Source organism: Nostoc sp., assembly GCF_036917395.1.
GTDB lineage: Bacteria > Cyanobacteriota > Cyanobacteriia > Cyanobacteriales > Nostocaceae > Nostoc.
In genome coordinates this window covers 55,806-72,624 of record NZ_JBALDI010000080.1, presented here as the reverse complement: position 1 = coordinate 72,624, position 16,819 = coordinate 55,806, and the positions used below count along the sequence as shown (strand labels likewise).

Here is a 16,819-nt window from a genome sequence, read left to right as displayed (position 1 = left end):
GTTTAAATCCCCATGTAAAATCTTCCACCTTTAGAGGTGGGAGACTCTGACTCCCAAGGAAGCTAAAAAACTAAAAACTGATAACTGTTCACTGATAACTGTTTTTTGTTTGTTGCCATCAATGCACTAAGTAAATAATTCCCATTACTGTGAGATGATCTAGCAAGATTTATGGATGTTACTCCCAATTACCTGGAAAATATTCAGATAAAGGCTCACAAGCCAAGGGAGACTGGAAATAAATAACATTCCGAATGCTGGTAGAAATTAGAAACAAACGATTATTCTACAATCACACGGGACGGAAATTTGGGGAGAGAAGTTTCCACTGCACGATCGCAAAATCTTCAAAGCCCGGTGATAGTACTGAATTCAGAGTCCTGAGTTCTGAGCAAAATCACTCAGAACTCAGTCAGAATTTACCCAAGACTTTAATTAGCGATCGCCAGATTCTGGAGTTACTTCCAAATTGCCACTATCATTTGATGCTGGCATCCTCGACGCAGGTGGTTCAATTACCAACGAAGTTCCAGAGGAACCGTCTAAAATCAGTTGCTCTGAGCCTGCATCCACGGTTTTTGGATCTGGAAATACAAATCGTAACAAAGGAGGAGCTAAAAAGGTTGTCAAGATAACCATCATGATAATTGCTGCTCCTAATGGTTTCGAGAGAGCGCCACTGGCTGCGCCGACACCAGCAAACACTAAACCGACTTCCCCTCTGGGAATCATCCCCACACCGATCGCTAAACGGTTGATTTCCGGTTGACCAAACACGCTTAAGCCTGTGATTACTTTACCGAGAATGGCTACTGTAATCAGGAAAGTTGCCATAATTAGACCTTCACGATTGTCGGGAATCGCTGGGTTTAACACTCCCAAATCAGTTTTTGCCCCAACAGTCACAAAGAAAATTGGCACCAGCATATCAGCGATGGGTATGACTTGCGTTTGTAGTTCTTTGCGTTTATCTGTCTCCTCCAGGACTAAACCAGCCGCAAAAGCTCCCAGAATTGCTTCTAACTGGATGACAGCGGCAAGGTATGCCATAGCAAAGGCGAAGATGAATGCTGGTATTACCAGTCCACCGCGTGTTTTGAGTTTATCAGCGATCGCCACAAAGGACTTATTGAAAACATTGCCCAGTAATATTGCTCCCAAAATAAAACCAGTGGCGCTGATAATTAAATAAATGACCTTGCTCACATCTACCACGCCATCTTTAGCTAGGCTGGCAACTACCGCTAAAACGATGATTCCCAGTACGTCGTCAATTACGGCAGCACCGAGAATAATCTGCCCTTCTTTAGAATTGAGTCGTCCTAATTCTGACAGCACCTTGGAAGTCATCCCAATACTAGTGGCAGTCAAAGCAGCCCCGGCAAAAATTGCAGGTATAGCATCGATACCAAACAAAGTCATCAATCCCACAGTACCAGCGGCAAAGGGTACTGCTACCCCCACTACTGCTACAACGGTGGCTTGAATACCAACTGCCATTAAATCTTTTAAGTTCGACTCCAAGCCGATTTCAAACAGCAGGATGATCACACCCAATTCTGCCAAAACGGAAACGACCTCAGACTGCGCTGCAAACACCGCTGGAGTGGCTTCAGGAGTTAAACCAGCAGTAGTTTGAAGGAAGGAGATGATCAAAGAGCTAGAACTGTCTGTGCCGCCTTCTGGAAAGACTAAAAGGTGGAGAACAGAGATGCCCACTACCACACCACCTACTAGTTCGCCTAAGACAGGCGGGAAACCCACTTGGTTTGATAACTCTCCACCAACTTTGCTGGCGAGATAAATGACTACTAAGCTTAGTAGCACTGCTGCTACTACCATTGAACTGTCTGCGGCTTGTGTTGCGCTGGCCAGCAGAGGAAAAGAGTAGCTGATTGGATCTAACAAATGCATGGGTTCTGTGAAAATCCTTCTCTTTGATTTTGACGCGTTTCTGAAAAACATCCTATAGAGATGCAATTGGCAGCTGACACAAATTAATTTGTACCACCTGTCAACTCGATCAAGTATTGCCAGTAGACTTCCCAAACCGGGACTACAGATAGTCTAGGAAGTCGCAACAAGTCAAAATCTGTAAATTTACCGTCCTGTTTGATTTGGGCTAGGGTGACGGGTTGGTGCACTTTTTGTAATGCCCGCACATCCACAACTGCCCGTTTGCTGTCATTGAGTGCTGGATCGATATAGGGTTGACTAACTATCTCTGCTAAACCTATGACTTGCCGTTCCTTGCCTGTGTGATAAATGAACGCTAAGTCACCAAGAAGCATGGTACGTAAATGTTTGAGCGCTAGAGAATTGTTGACTCCATCCCAAACTGTACTGCCATCCCGTTCCAAATCGAAGTAGGAATAATTTTCCGGTTCAGTTTTCAGCAGCCAATACGCCACGACAAATCTCCAAAAAGGCTAGTACCGCAAGGCGGAAGTCAAAAATCAAAAGGAGCCAGTGCGTTGGGCAGTGCCGACTTGTACCCCTACGGGGAAGCAAGCTACGCGCAGCGTCTCCTAAAGGAGACGCAACTGGCGTTCAAAAGTCAAAAGTATTATGGAATAAGCTCTTTAGGGATTTTAAATGGTTGCTCTATTTACGCCGTAGCGTACTAGTGTAATTTTTTTAGTATCCAAAAATGTAACCATTTCAGCTTTTGATTATGGCAGTGTCAAAGTAAGAACATATAAATCGGATCTAGCGATCGCACTTAAGTTGTGAAAAACTTGTGGTGACTGTTGACTTTTAACAGCCACCAAAAGATTGCTACATACGCTTATTAAAAACATCTGTGGATACTTTGAGGAGTGCAAATCTTATGACTAGAGCCGCTTTACCCGGTTCTCAGTTTCCAAGTGGGAACTTGTGGAAAATACTGCCTTTAGCTTTACTCTTATGTACAACTTTTGTACTGCCTGCGTTAGCACAAGAAAAGGATAAATTGTGGCGAACCCTTAGTGTCACTGGTCGCGGAGTGGAAACAACTCCTGCAACCTTGGCACAAGTTAGTTTAGGAGTAGAAATTCAAGGGAAAACAGCACAGGAGGTACAGCAAGAAGCCGCCCGGAGGTCATCAGCTGTAGTTGCGTTCCTCAAGAGCCAAAATGTCGAAAAATTACAAACCACTGGTATTCAACTTAACCCAGTTTATAGCTACACTAATAATGTGCAGCGGATTACAGGCTATGCTGCCACTAACACAGTGAGTTTTCGCATTCCCACTGAGAAAGCTGGTACATTATTGGATGATGCAGTGAAAGCGGGTGCAACACAAATTAATGGCATTAGTTTTGTTGCGAATGATCAAGCGATCGCATCTGCTCAAAAACAAGCATTAAAAGAAGCTACCCAAGACGCCCAGCAGCAAGCTGATGCTGTTTTCAGCGCCTTGGGTTTTAAACCTAAAGAAGTGGTGAGCATTCAAGTTAATAATGCCAGTTCACCTCCACCACCACCCATGTTTTTACGGGCTGAGGCTGCCAAGGTAGCTGATGCTTCCACCCCTGTCGTTGGTGGTGAGCAGCAAGTAGAAGCATCAGTAACACTGCAAATTAGTTATTAGTCATTAGTCATTAGTCCTCTGTTACAAAGTTCTGATCGCCGGAAGCCGGCGCTCAGACTTTGCGCTTTGTCATTTGTGAGGAAAAAGGACAATGCCCAATTAAAAATGTTCTGAAGACATATTTTCTGTACCGCCTTCTCCATCTCGTTTAGAGCCTAATAAATCCAGTTGGTCTACTTGGATAACTGGTGATGATCGGTTTGCTCCTGTTTGGCGATCGCTCCATGTGTCAAACTTCAAGGAACCTTTGACGGCAATTTGTTTACCTTTACGTACATAATTACCTGCTACCTCTGCCGTTTTTCCCCATAATTCTAAATTAAACCAGTCGGTATGTTCGCCTTCTTTAGTGCGGCGATTAACAGCTAGTGTCAATTTACACTTAACACTACCAGACTCAAAATACTTAATCTCTGGGTCGCCGCCTACGCGACCAATGAGCGTGACAACATTTATACTCATGTGTGTTACCTTTTAGTACATAGGTACTTAGTAATTCCGACTTTCATCATAGCGAATTGTGAAACTCTTGAAAATAATGTGTTAAACAGTTAACAATATAATTGAATTGAAAAATTATACATATTACTTGGAGAAACACATAAAAGTATACGAATATACTAAGTTAACCATAAAATATCAAAAAGATAGAGGACTCAGACATAGTAAATATTCCTGGGAATCAGATAAAAATATAGTCTACTTTACTCAACTCAGGATATAAACGTAATCTAATTCAGCACGATTAATTCTTATCGTTGTAGTCAAAAAGTATCGCACATAGGGGGCTTAGAGACGCGTGAGTATTTTTAGGAACTTTCGCACATCATGGGATATGGGTATCGACCTCGGTACCGCTAACACTCTCGTTTATGTATCTGGTAAAGGTATTGTACTGCAAGAGCCTTCTGTAGTTGCGATCGATGTCAACCAAAAGGTAGCGCTGGCAGTAGGAGAAGAAGCCAAAAAAATGCTCGGTCGCACACCTGGAAATGTGATTGCCCTCCGCCCTTTGCGAGATGGTGTAATCGCTGATTTCGATATAGCCGAGCTGATGCTGAAAAGCTTTATTCAACGTGTAAATGAAGGTAGGTCTTTGATTTTACCCCGGATTGTCATTGGTATTCCCAGTGGCGTTACAGGAGTAGAAAGGCGAGCTGTGATGGATGCAGCTCATCAAGCAGGAGCAAGAAAAGTATATTTAATCGATGAACCTGTAGCTGCGGCCATTGGTGCAGGACTACCTGTTGCCGAACCCACTGGTAACATGATCATCGATATTGGTGGTGGCACAACAGAAGTTGCAGTGCTGAGTCTTCAAGGTACGGTGATCAGCGAATCAGTACGTATTGCTGGAGATGAACTGACTGATGCGATCATTCAGTATATTAAAAAACTTCATAACTTAGTCATTGGTGAACGTACTGCCGAGGACATCAAGATTCGCATTGGTTCTGCCTATCCTACTAATGATGATAATGACGCGATTATGGAAGTCCGAGGCTTACACCTGCTTTCTGGTCTACCGCGAACTGTAACGATCAAAGGCCCAGAAATCCGTGAAAGCATGTTAGAACCGCTATCAGTAATTATAGAAGCTGTGAAGCGGACACTGGAACGTACACCTCCAGAACTAGCAGCAGACATTATTGACAGAGGTATTATGTTAGCTGGCGGGGGTGCTTTGCTCAAAGGCATAGATACCCTCATTAGCCATGAAACGGGGATTGTAACTCATATTGCCGCCGATCCTCTCTGCTGTGTTGTGCTGGGAACAGGTCGTGTGTTAGAAAACTTCAAACAGTTGGAACGAGTTGTCACAGAAAGCTCTCGCAATATGTAGCAAAAAAATATCAGACTTGAGTTCTATTTGAGTTCTATTTGGGTTTTATATAAATAGAATCCAAGTAGAACTTAATTTATATAAGTATGCAAAGGTATATATGGTGACAATACGACGTTGGTGGGATCATAAAGGGTTACAAATCGGGTTATTAGCTTTAGTAGTTGGTAGTGCTTGCATATTGCGACAAACTCAAGGTGAATTGGTGCTTGAAACATACCAAGCAATTACCCGTCCGTTAGAGATGTTGCAGTCAGGGCCAACTCCAGAAGAACGTCTAAGAGATGCCCGGATATTGGAATTGCAAACCCGTATAGTAGATTTAGAAAGTCAAAAGACAAAGCTACAAGATTTATTAGGCTATGTAGAAAAAGAGCCACTGGCATCACGGCCAATTCCAGCACGGGTAGTAGGACGTAGTGCTGACCAATGGTGGCAACAAGTATTTCTAAATCGTGGTGCGAATGCAGGGATTCAGGAAGGCTTCATTGTCAAGGCAGATGGCGGATTGGTCGGTCTGGTGGAGAGTGTAACTCCTAATACTAGTCGCGTGTTGTTAATCAGTGACCTCAAGAGTCAAGTGGGTGTATCAGTTAGCCGCACGGCAGCTAAAGGCGTTTTACGAGGAGATTCTTCGGCAGAAGCTGTGCTGGAGTTTTATGAAAAAGTCCCAAATGTCAAGGTAGGAGATTTAGTTTCCACATCTACTTATAGTCAAAAATTTCCATCTGGCTTGGCAGTAGGACGAATCAAGTCGCTGGATTTAAAGAAACTTCCGGCATCAGTGGCGAAAATTGAGCTTTTTCCGCCAATCCGTTCTCTCGATTGGGTAGCTGTTTATCCAAAGGTAGAAAACCAAGAGTTGGAAACCCAAAAGTCGGTAAATCAAGTGCCGCAAAAGTCTAAGTAAATTCTCCCTTGAAAATCCATAGAAAAATGAAGATTCCTGCATTTGGTGGCAGCAGGCAGAAAAAGCCAAAATCCTCAGAGCGAAAATCGAAATTCCAAATCCAGCCGCTTTCTCGTTGGCATCCCGGTATCCGTCAGTTGTTGGGTTGGATAGTCACGGCTGGATCTGTAGTGTTATGTTTACTATTATTGCCAACTCGCTTGCCAGGTATGGAATTATTAGGAATTGGCCCTAACTGGCTGTTAATTTGGGTGGTAGCTTGGAGTGTGAAGCGCACAGTGTTTTCCGGGGCATTGGCAGGTATAGTTCTGGGGCTACTTCAAGATTCCATGACATCACCTAATCCTACTCATGCCCTCAGTTTAGGTATAGTGGGAATTCTAACTGGTCTGCTCCAGAAACAGCGTTTTATCGAAGAAGATTTTATTTCGATTGCTGTAATTGTGTTTGGTATGGCAGTTTTGGCAGAAACTATCTTTGGATTGCAATTAACTTTGATCGGCGATGAGCGCAAAGTAACAGATATTTGGACATATTACCAGCGTGTCGCCCTAGCCTCTGCCATTCTTAGTAGTCTGTGGGCACCTGTGGTCTATTATCCCCTGAATCGTTGGTGGCAGCGGATGAAATTATTGGAGCAATAGTAAAGGAAGTTAGGAGTTAAGAAGGGGATAGGTTACAGGTGAGAGTAAAGAAAATTATCCTCTGTACCCTGTAAAACTCACATTTTGCAATTAAGCGAACATTTATCGATCAGCAGAATGTAGGCTGTATTTCTTCCCCATACTCTATACTTGTCTACAGGGAAAACTTTTCAGTCTACTGATATAGGCTTATTGTACTAGATAATACATTGTCTCAAGTCGGTTATACTGCTAACCCAAATCATTGGGGTCTTTGCCTTTGCTCCAGCTAATAAATTCACCTAAAGTTTTTGTATTTGACCTGCATTTAATACAGGGTTTTGATATCTACCTTCAACCGAGCAACGAAATTTTCTGTCTGCTCACAGCAATTGAGCGATTGTAAATTAGATACAACTTATTTTTCTGGTAGCGATCGCTAAACAAAATATTTATGTTCTATCGCTCCAGAAGACATCTGTCTACTGCTTTCGGCAAATTCTTTAACTTGAAAATGTCAAGTACATATAAGGTTCAGTACTTAATATATACATATATGCAAAGATATTTGTCTAAATCTAGACATGTAAATAAATATTTTGTACTAAGCGTAGTATGATGTGATTTAGATACTTCACATTTTGAAGCCAAACACCTACAGGCAATAGTCCACGGCCCGGGCATAAAGATCCCTTCTCCTATGCTCTATCAAGTGTTCCCTATTTTCAAGCTAGTAAGACTTATGCCTTGACAAAAAAACTAAATAATGGTATTGAAATTTGGGGCGTCCAAGCTCGATTTTTGTAACTCTTTGTCAGCGATGTCTATGGTAAATGGTTGCCTATGCTACTGCTGAAGGATGATTGAAATCAGCCTGAAACTACTATTTTTGTGAATCCACACACTGATGAATTTGTAGAATGCTTAAAATTTAGATAATCCTCAATACTTGCAAATCAAAAAGAGAATTTTCATTAAAAATTCCTAATCCCCAAGGCTGAGATTTAGCTGTGTCGAAAGCGTCAACTTTCGAGAAATTTTTGTGCCCTAAAACAGCACTGACACTTGAAAACTAAAGTTACTGCAAAAATCGATTCAGGTAGGAAATAGTTATGGCAAACATCATTGGAACCAACGCAAATGACACTCTACAAGGCACTAATAGTGACGATACGATTAACGGCAAAGCTGGGAATGATACCATCACAGCGAATCGAGGCAACGACACCTTAACGGGTGGCGGTGGCAAGGATACATTTATTTACGACTTGTATGACTCGATTGGAAGTACTGATACTATCACTGATTTTGGTGGCGTAGGTAAAGGAACAAACCCGAAGGTAGGAGTGATTGCAGAAGTCGATACCATCAAATTCCTTGATAGTGAGTTAACTGCTGAAAATCTGCTGCTGACTCAGAATGGCAACAATCTGGAAATCACCTTTGAAGGTCTAAGGGATTTGAGTTTCACAGTCATACTGCAAAACTTTGCCCTGGAAAACTTGGAAAACTTGAGCACATCTACTGGAGCCACCGTAAATTCAGGTAATATCCTGTTTTACGGACAAAGTAGCATCACAGATAGCTTTGATGTCTTCAATTCCAACTCCACCCAAAGCACTATCTTCAATTTGAACACAGTCACCTTCCTTAATGACCTCGACAACAATGTTAATGGCTTTGACAACTCAGATGATGTCATTAATGGTCAGGGAGGTGATGACAAAATCGACGGCTTAAGTGGCAACGACTTACTACGAGGTGGTGCAGGCAATAATACCCTCAACGGTGGTACTGGTGACGATAAGTTGAATGTTGACTACTCATTAGGCAATAATCTACTGAATGGCGATGATGGTAATGATTCTCTCACAGCCTCTAGTTACAATTATGATGGTGGCCAGGGGGTCTATCCTGCCTCAGGTAATAACACCCTTAACGGTGGTGCTGGTGCCGATATTTTGTATGCTTGGGGTTCACAAGGCAATAACTTCCTCTCTGGGGGTGAAGGCAATGATCGTCTTGACACCTCTTACCTTTCTATTAACTCGGGATACAGCTTTTTTGGCTCCTCAGGCAATAATACGCTCAACGGTGGTGCTGGTGACGATACTTTGCTTGCTGAGTCTCCATTGGGCAATAACTTACTCTCTGGGGACGATGGCAATGATTATCTCTCCAGTTCTGGTATTGATGGTTATAGATCATTTTTCTATTTTAGCTCTTCAGGTAATAACACGCTTAACGGTGGTGTTGGTGACGATACTTTGCGTGCTGAGTATTCAACAGGCAATAATCTACTCTCTGGTGGCAATGGCAATGACTATCTCTCCACCTCTGGGTATTTAATCGGGTACTTCGACGGTGAAATTTTTGATGCCTCCTCAGGCAATAACACGCTCAACGGTGGCGCAGGTAACGATACTTTGCGTGCTGAGTATTCAACAGGTAATAACCTACTCTCTGGTGGCGATGGCAATGACTCCTTCTATGTAAATGCTAAATCTTCAGATACTGCCCCCTCTAATTTAGTGACTCAAACGGTAGATGGGGGTAAGGGTGACGATTTGTTGAGAGTCGATTACAGCAATGCTACAGGGGGGATTACAACAACATTCAATGCCACTACTAACATTGGCTCAATTAGGGCGGGCATCTCTGGCGTTAGCTACAAGAATATCGAACGATTAAATATCTTAGGTACAGCCTATGATGACAATATTGTGGGGAGCAATGGCAACGATACGCTCTCTACGGGCAGTGGTGGCAAAGATACGATAGATGGAGGTAAGGGTGACGATTTATTATCCGTCGATTACACTAATGCTACAGGTGGGATTACAACAACATTCAATGCCACTACTAACATTGGCTCAATTACAGCGGGCACGAATCTAGTTAGCTACAAGAATATCGAACAATTAAATATCTCAGGTACAGCCTATGATGACAACATTATAGGGAACAATGGCAACGATACGCTCTCTACGGGCAGTGGTGGCAAAGATACGATAGATGGGGGTAAGGGTGACGATGTGTTATACATCGATTACAGCGGTGCTACGGGGGGGATCACAACGACATTCAATGCCACTACTAATATTGGCTCAATTACGGCGGGCACCTATGGGGTTAGTTATAAGAATATCGAAGGATTAAATATTACAGGTACAAACTACGATGATAACATTGTCGGGAGCAATGGCAACGATACGATCTCTGGGGGCTATTATGACAGTGACAATGATACGATTATTGGCGGTGCAGGTGATGATCGCTTGAATATTGATAGAAATAATTCTTCATCAGCATCAGGTAATAATCTTCTAGATGGAGGCGATGGCAATGATACTCTCACAGCCTCTCAGGCATATGACGCTAAGAACACACTCATAGGTGGTAATGGCAATGATATCCTCATAGGTGGCAAAGGTAATGATAGTCTCTATGGAGGATCTGGTATTGATACCTTTGTTTTTAATACTTACGATATACGTTCCGATACTGGTAATAGAGTTTATGACTTCAACGCCACTAATGACGTGATTGGGATATCGAATTTTGGTGGGGGGTTATCAACCGGTTCACTTTCAGCTAATCAGTTTCAAATCGGAGCATCTGCAACTACTAGCGCTCAAAAATTTATTTACAACAACATTACTGGTGCATTGCTTTTTGACCCTGACGGTACTGGTGATTCGACTCAGGTACAATTTGCACAATTATCTCCTGGGTTGTCACTAACCAACAACAACTTTGTAATTGTTTAAAACTGAGATCGAAATAAGCGAATGGACAGTCATAACTTCTTACTTTTCACGTCATCTGGAAAACCTGACTTCCTATTCCTCTGAGGCCACATGCTACCCTGCGGGAACCCTAAGAGCGAATCAGTCGAGAAACCGCAGACGCTCGCAGGCTCGCTACCGCTGCGCTATCGCCCTTGGCGTCTCCCTTTCTCCCAAAGGGAGAGGCTAACGCCAAGGGAGAAGGGCGTAGTGGCTTTCCTAAAAAGGGAGAGGCTTTGATTTTTCTCCCTTCCCTACTAGGGAAGCTTGCTCAAGGGTTAGGTTTGGTGTTGGTTTTTGCACATGACCTGAAAAGTCAGATCATAACTTTTCCTAAAGGAGACGCAGAGAGTTTTGAATTATAAATAATTAGGCGGACGTAATATAACCTAAATCTTCATGGAATTTGGGCAACCTCTGGCAATATAAATTCAAGCTACATTAAATCAAACAACACCTTATCATGGTAGTTAGTAGTATTGATGTCTGATGTTTTCTTTTTTTGCCTTAAAAAAATATCAGATAAGTCATCTACTGCTTTGCTGACGGTAGAATCTGGAAGCTTGCACTGATTAATCTAATTGGAGAACGATGATGTCAAAGGAAAGAAAAAGTAATAAAGAAGTTAAAAAACCTAAAAAAGATCCGAAAGACAAAAAGGATAAAAAAGACCCAAATAAATAGGACGATTTAAGAAAATACATTTAACGAAGACCAAGAGTTCATTTCCTGAAATTGACAATACTTCGTCCAGTAGCATTAAGTAGGATAAATTATTGTCAAAAATTTATTCACTCTTGGTCAAATCTTAAAATCTGATAATTTAGGTTGGTAGCGCGTGTAATGTCTACAACGGGCTACTTCTTGGCAACTAAATTAGGCAGGAGTAAACTTCAGCGAAACACCATTCATGCAATAGCGCTTACCAGTGGGTGCAGGGCCGTCATCAAAAACATGACCCAGATGACCACCACAGCGACTACAATGTACTTCAGTTCTGGTCATAAACAACGACTTATCTTCAGTAATGGCGATCGCACCTTCAATTGGATTAAAAAAGCTAGGCCAGCCAGTACCACTGTTAAATTTGGTATCAGATGTAAACAGTGGCAGTTTACACGCAGCACAATAATAGGTACCGTTGTCGTATTCCTTATCCAATGGGCTGGTGTGAGGGCGTTCAGTCCCATGTTTACGCAATACATTAAATTGTTCTGGCGTTAAAATCGTGCGCCACTCTTGCTCAGGTTTGGTAACTTCAAATCCACTCTCAGAAGTTGTCATCTCTTTTGACCCCCAATTAATATACCTTGATAACAATGCCGTGCCGACTATTACTGCACTAGCCTGTAAAAAATACCGTTTGTCCATATATCTATTATTTTCTATTTTCCGGTTAACTGGCCAATCAACTCCAGTACGGAATTCCCTACATTAATGACTATAATGGATTAAGTAAACAGAAGATATGAGCATCATCCAGTGCATTATTGGATGGTTGCAATGAAAAATGGTTGAGCGATGAAATTCACGTTCCTGAAGAAGCGACGTTGCTGATTGAAAAAAATTCTTCCACTCCCGATTCCTGGTGTAAGTTTAGTGTAGGGTCTTTGGTCAGCCTGCTTGTACTTCGTTGAGCCTATGAGAAAGAGCTATACTTGGCTTGACAATAGCTGGAACAATTTTCTCACAAGCCATTCTTGCGCCCGATAAATTCCGTGCTGTTGGCCCGACGAGCATTGCAGCCAAGCCACCCATGATAAATAATTCACAACAAAGCCAACGCAGATAAGTATCTAAAACAGGCAAACCTTTAACAATCTTGATAGGGTAAGTCTCTAAAATATCTTTTAACAAGGGTTCAGTGGTGGCATCGAATTTAGTGCCAGTCGATAACCAAATATAATCGCACTCATGTTGATTACCATCGCTACATTCTATGTGCCAATTTTTACATAATTATTGGGTTTTTACTACTTGACAGTTTTCATCAATTCTGATTTTACCACGACGCACTTGTTTCCGTAGTTGTGTGGCGATGTCTACGACGGGCTACGCCTACGCAGGTGTCATGGAACCGCCATTTCTAGCTTGCTGAATCATCATTACGCGTTGCTCCCAATCTGATTGGGCAAAAAATCCCTTTAGGTACTTTGGCCCCAACCAGCCTGGTTCTGCATCGAATAATTTTTCTGATAACTGACGCCGAATCATCAACGAACCACAGAGACGCAGAGTACGCAAAGGAATGAGAGTTTGAGAGGTTTTTTGCGTAAGTCCTAATTCAATAATTCCGCCAAGTCTTGCCCTTTGAAGTTTGCCCAGAGGGAGGTCCTCCCGCAACGCTGGCTCCTGCTTGCAACTTCTCTGCTTGTCCACATTCCCTGATTAGATCAACATCAGAGCGACTTCTTCGGCTTAATGCCCAATTTTTTTGATCGCCAGCTTATTGAACACGGCTTAATATACATTGGTTGGATAGGAATACCGTAGTTTTATAAAAAACTTCTTGCTTGGTTAAGTGGAATATGTGATACTGTGAAAACTATAAATAAAGCACGGTATTTCTATCGAATTACCGTAGTTTAAAAGGACAGGACTCATGCAGCTACTATGGTTCATCCCAACCCACGGCGACGGACGTTACCTTGCAACTGCTACAGGCGGACGAGCAGTAAGCTTTCCTTATCTGCGGCAGATAGCCCAAGCGGTGGATGACCTTGGTTATACAGGGGCATTGCTGCCTACAGGCCGCTCTTGCGAAGATGCTTGGATTGTAGCGTCAACGCTGGTATCACTGACGCGACAGATGCGTTTTTTGGTAGCGATTCGTCCCGGCTTGGTATCACCTGGGGTGGCAGCGCGGATGGCGGCGACCTTTGATCGCCTCTCTGGTGGACGGTTGCTGATTAATGTCGTGACAGGGGGCGATCCTGTCGAGTTGGCGGGAGATGGCTTGCATTTGGATCACGATCAGCGCTATGAATTAACAGATGAATTTTTGACAGTATGGCGAGCGATCGCCAGTGGTGAACAAGTTAATCTTCAGGGCGACTATCTCAACATTCAGGATGGTAAGCTGCTGTTTCCACCCGTCCAGAAGCCATATCCGCCCTTGTGGTTTGGCGGTTCCTCTGCGATCGCCCAAAAAATTGCTGCCAAGCATGTAGATGTCTATCTAACTTGGGGTGAACCACCGGCGCAAGTAGCCGAGAAGATTGCATCGGCTCGCAGACTTGCTTTATCAGAAGGCCGAACTTTGCGATTTGGGATTCGCCTACATGTGATTGTGCGCGAAACCGAGAGTGAAGCTTGGGATGCGGCGAATCAATTGATTAAGTATGTAGATGATGAGGCGATCGCTAAAGCCCAAAAAGCTTATGCTCGGATGGATTCAGTTGGACAACAACGGATGACCCAATTACACCACGGTAATCGTGAGGCATTAGAGATTAGCCCGAACCTATGGGCGGGAGTCGGTTTGGTACGAGGTGGTGCGGGAACAGCCTTAGTAGGCGATCCTCAAACCGTAGCTGCCAGAATGTTGGAATATGCAGATTTAGGCATTGAGTCCTTTATCCTCTCTGGTTATCCCCACCTAGAAGAAGCTTATCGAGTCGCAGAACTTTTATTTCCCCATTTGCCCTTAGAGAATCTGCCAGCAGTAGAGAAGCAACATGTCTTGAGTCCATTTGGTGAGATTGTCGCAAATGAAGATTTCCCTAAGCAGCAGCCTCAGCAAAGAGCAACGTCCATATCCTAATAGATAAGAACTAGGAGATTACCAGCGATGTTGCACCAACAAATTGACCAAAAGATTTCTGAAAAACAAGCGTGGGCATTGCGTCGTCAGTTGGGGATACCTAACAATAAACGCTTGTGGGTGCTAACTTGCATGGACGAACGTTTACCTGTGGATAAAGCATTAGGAATTGGTGAAGGAGATGCTCATATTTTCCGTAATGCCGGGGGGTTAGTTACGGATGATGCTATTCGGTCAGCGATGTTAACTACACAGTTTTTTGGCACAAGAGAAATCATCGTCATTAACCATACCGAATGTGGCATGATGACAGCATCAGGAGACTTTCTCAGTGAGGTATTGCGAAACCAAGGTATTGACGTGGATCAAGTTACGATCGATCCTGCTTTGCCAGAGTTGAAGCTAGCAAAAGGCGTTTTTTCCAAATGGATCAAAACGTTTACCGATGTGGACAAAATCTGCACACAGCAGGTGGAATTGCTGCGTAATTCTCCTTTAATTCCCCAGGATGTAGTTATTCATGGCTACATTTGGGAAGTAGAGAGTATGAGTTTGCGCCGTCCCTACAAACGTCTGAGTGAAAAGGTCAACACAGCAGAAGCTATGAAGACCAAAACCACAAAACACACTGAACCCGTTTTATAAATTGGGAGTTCAATTGAATGACAAATATTTTAGCGATCGCTGGTAGTCCAACTCATCCCTCTAGAACCTATGGTGTTGTTGAATACACTGCCAAGCTTTTACAACAAGAAGGCTTGCATGTAGACATTATTTCAGTTCGGGATTTGCCTGCTGAAGATTTAGTTTTTGGACGATACGACAGCCCTGCTTTGGAACAGCCAAAAGCTTTGCTAGCAAAGGCAGATGGTGTGATTATTGCCACCCCAATCTATAAAGCTGCTTACACAGGAGTACTCAAAACGTTTCTAGATTTGCTGCCACAAAAATCATTGACAGGTAAACCCGTGTTACCGATTGCCCTTGGTGGGACGTTGGCTCACTTATTGGCAATTGAATATGCTCTTAAACCTGTCTTATCTGAATTAGGAGCGCGGCATATCCTAGCTACTATTTATGCGGTAGACAAACAAATTCAACGACAAGCTGATAACAGTGTGGTGTTAGATGAGGAAATTGAGCAAAGACTCAAAGACGTTCTCAAGGAATTTGTTAAAGCTGTAGAATATGATGCCGCAGCGCCTCAAGAATTGGCTCATGCCAATTAACTAATCAAGTTTATACCTCCGTTTACTTGTAGCAGAGGGGTAGTTTTTACCCATCTGCTACCTTTCTTTAAAATTACTCTCAAAAATTACACTTTATATAACGATATTTAAATGAATAGACTACGCCTAAACCTCGCTTCCATTCCTCTCTAGTCTATTCAACTTACACCGCTATAATTTTTGATTTTTCCCATATATAAGCGATTCTCATTTGAATGAGATACAAAGTAGGACGTGGCAATGCCGTGTTATACCTTGTATCTGTATTTATCTGTGGTTAATTATTTTTTCTGTACCTTACCCATGCGGGAACGCCATAGTAGTGGAACGTTCCTCTGGAAAAGTTGGGAGGAATTTGTCTAGGTTATTTTTGAGCAAATGATAACAGCAGTTTTTAACACTCCCACGCAGCCTGAAAAAAGTCGCGTTCGCAAAACATAGCATAACGATAGGTTGAATGCACAACAGAATTAGTAATGGCATAATTGTCAACCAAACTTTCTAATTGTTGTGTCGGTTGTTGAAAGTCTGCGCTGCTATAAGTACGAATCCAGTCTGCATATTGATGATTAGGAATGCCGTTATGAGCTAACTGTTCTCCCAAAAAGGCATATAAACGCATACACGGAGACATCGCCGCAGCAATTAAACCCACATCTCTACCCCAAGCAGTTGCTAACAAAAAGTCAGTATAGCGGCGGGTGGTGGTTCCTGGTTCCACAGAATCTAAATTGATTCCTAACTGGGAAGCATAGCCAATATGCATCCGCAGTTCTTCTAAAGCTTCACTAGCTAGGTTATGAAATGTGGTGAAACCTAACCAGTCTGGTGCTTTAGCTGCGGCAATACTATACGCACGGGCAAAAGCTTCTAAGAAAAAAGCATCTTGCCCTACGTAGTAAGCAAATTTCGCCTGCTCAAGAGTACCATCGCCAATGCCTTGAACGAAAGGATGCTTTAGGCAAGCTTGGGCTAAGTCTTGATTTGCTGCCCATAATTCGTTAGATAAAGTCATTTATTATTTGTCCTCTCTTACAAAGTTCTGATCGGAGGAAACCTCCGCTCAGACTTTGCGCTTTGTCATTTGTC

General features: G+C 42.8%; 15 protein-coding genes. 8 read left to right on the top strand and 7 right to left on the bottom strand.

Features of this window, described 5'->3' with window-relative positions:
• Positions 1 to 435: 435 nt before the first annotated feature.
• Together V7K46_RS28365 and V7K46_RS28360 are read right to left on the bottom strand one after the other, a co-directional pair.
• Complete coding sequence (locus V7K46_RS28365; RefSeq protein WP_335119186.1) at positions 436 to 1,914, bottom strand: cation:proton antiporter; 1,479 nt, start codon at positions 1,912 to 1,914, stop codon at positions 436 to 438.
• A gap of 83 nt (positions 1,915 to 1,997) precedes the next feature.
• Positions 1,998 to 2,411, bottom strand: coding sequence for an EVE domain-containing protein (locus V7K46_RS28360; RefSeq protein ID WP_335119184.1), 414 nt, complete (start codon positions 2,409 to 2,411; stop codon positions 1,998 to 2,000).
• Positions 2,412 to 2,830: 419 nt separating this feature from the next.
• Between V7K46_RS28360 and V7K46_RS28355 the strand changes: the two genes are divergently transcribed.
• The gene (locus V7K46_RS28355; protein ID WP_335119182.1) at positions 2,831 to 3,574 is read left to right on the top strand and encodes an SIMPL domain-containing protein; all 744 of its coding nucleotides are present in this window, start codon (positions 2,831 to 2,833) and stop codon (positions 3,572 to 3,574) included.
• 99 nt (positions 3,575 to 3,673) lie between these two features.
• On the opposite strand, the gene V7K46_RS28350 is transcribed toward V7K46_RS28355, so the two are convergent.
• Positions 3,674 to 4,036, bottom strand: a complete 363-nt coding sequence (locus V7K46_RS28350) for a single-stranded DNA-binding protein (protein ID WP_335119180.1) — start codon at positions 4,034 to 4,036, stop codon at positions 3,674 to 3,676.
• A gap of 373 nt (positions 4,037 to 4,409) precedes the next feature.
• On the opposite strand from V7K46_RS28350, the gene V7K46_RS28345 reads away from it, so the two are divergent.
• The 4 genes from V7K46_RS28345 to V7K46_RS28330 all read left to right on the top strand — a co-directional run bounded on the left by V7K46_RS28345 (position 4,410) and on the right by V7K46_RS28330 (position 10,720).
• The gene (locus V7K46_RS28345) at positions 4,410 to 5,417 is read left to right on the top strand and encodes a rod shape-determining protein (protein ID WP_335119257.1); all 1,008 of its coding nucleotides are present in this window, start codon (positions 4,410 to 4,412) and stop codon (positions 5,415 to 5,417) included.
• Between the two features lie 100 nt (positions 5,418 to 5,517).
• Positions 5,518 to 6,327, top strand: a complete 810-nt coding sequence (mreC, locus tag V7K46_RS28340) for a rod shape-determining protein MreC (RefSeq protein ID WP_335119178.1) — start codon at positions 5,518 to 5,520, stop codon at positions 6,325 to 6,327.
• A gap of 26 nt (positions 6,328 to 6,353) precedes the next feature.
• Complete coding sequence (gene mreD, locus V7K46_RS28335) at positions 6,354 to 6,971, top strand: rod shape-determining protein MreD (RefSeq protein WP_334872310.1); 618 nt, start codon at positions 6,354 to 6,356, stop codon at positions 6,969 to 6,971.
• 1,091 nt (positions 6,972 to 8,062) lie between these two features.
• Complete coding sequence (locus tag V7K46_RS28330; RefSeq protein ID WP_335119176.1) at positions 8,063 to 10,720, top strand: beta strand repeat-containing protein; 2,658 nt, start codon at positions 8,063 to 8,065, stop codon at positions 10,718 to 10,720.
• Between the two features lie 894 nt (positions 10,721 to 11,614).
• Here the strand turns inward: V7K46_RS28330 and msrB are convergent.
• The 3 genes from msrB to V7K46_RS32210 all read right to left on the bottom strand — a co-directional run bounded on the left by msrB (position 11,615) and on the right by V7K46_RS32210 (position 13,081).
• Entirely contained in the window at positions 11,615 to 12,109 is a 495-nt protein-coding gene (gene msrB, locus V7K46_RS28325) for a peptide-methionine (R)-S-oxide reductase MsrB (protein ID WP_335119174.1), read from the bottom strand.
• Between the two features lie 243 nt (positions 12,110 to 12,352).
• Positions 12,353 to 12,595, bottom strand: a complete 243-nt coding sequence (locus V7K46_RS32215; RefSeq protein ID WP_442939885.1) for a hypothetical protein — start codon at positions 12,593 to 12,595, stop codon at positions 12,353 to 12,355.
• Positions 12,596 to 12,796: 201 nt separating this feature from the next.
• Positions 12,797 to 13,081, bottom strand: coding sequence for a hypothetical protein (locus V7K46_RS32210; protein WP_442939884.1), 285 nt, complete (start codon positions 13,079 to 13,081; stop codon positions 12,797 to 12,799).
• A 259-nt stretch (positions 13,082 to 13,340) separates the two neighbouring features.
• Between V7K46_RS32210 and ssuD the strand changes: the two genes are divergently transcribed.
• Genes ssuD through ssuE form a run of 3 tightly spaced genes read left to right on the top strand, consistent with a single transcriptional unit; the run spans position 13,341 to position 15,730 of the window.
• Complete coding sequence (ssuD, locus tag V7K46_RS28315; protein ID WP_334967677.1) at positions 13,341 to 14,501, top strand: FMNH2-dependent alkanesulfonate monooxygenase; 1,161 nt, start codon at positions 13,341 to 13,343, stop codon at positions 14,499 to 14,501.
• A gap of 27 nt (positions 14,502 to 14,528) precedes the next feature.
• Entirely contained in the window at positions 14,529 to 15,146 is a 618-nt protein-coding gene (locus V7K46_RS28310) for a beta-class carbonic anhydrase (RefSeq protein ID WP_335079849.1), read from the top strand.
• A 17-nt stretch (positions 15,147 to 15,163) separates the two neighbouring features.
• Positions 15,164 to 15,730: an NADPH-dependent FMN reductase gene (gene ssuE / locus V7K46_RS28305; protein WP_335073740.1), complete on the top strand. Its 567-nt coding sequence runs from the start codon at positions 15,164 to 15,166 to the stop codon at positions 15,728 to 15,730.
• Positions 15,731 to 16,124: 394 nt separating this feature from the next.
• Here ssuE and V7K46_RS28300 read toward each other — a convergent pair whose 3' ends face one another.
• Positions 16,125 to 16,745, bottom strand: a complete 621-nt coding sequence (locus V7K46_RS28300; protein WP_335119171.1) for a TenA family protein — start codon at positions 16,743 to 16,745, stop codon at positions 16,125 to 16,127.
• Positions 16,746 to 16,819: the final 74 nt, after the last annotated feature.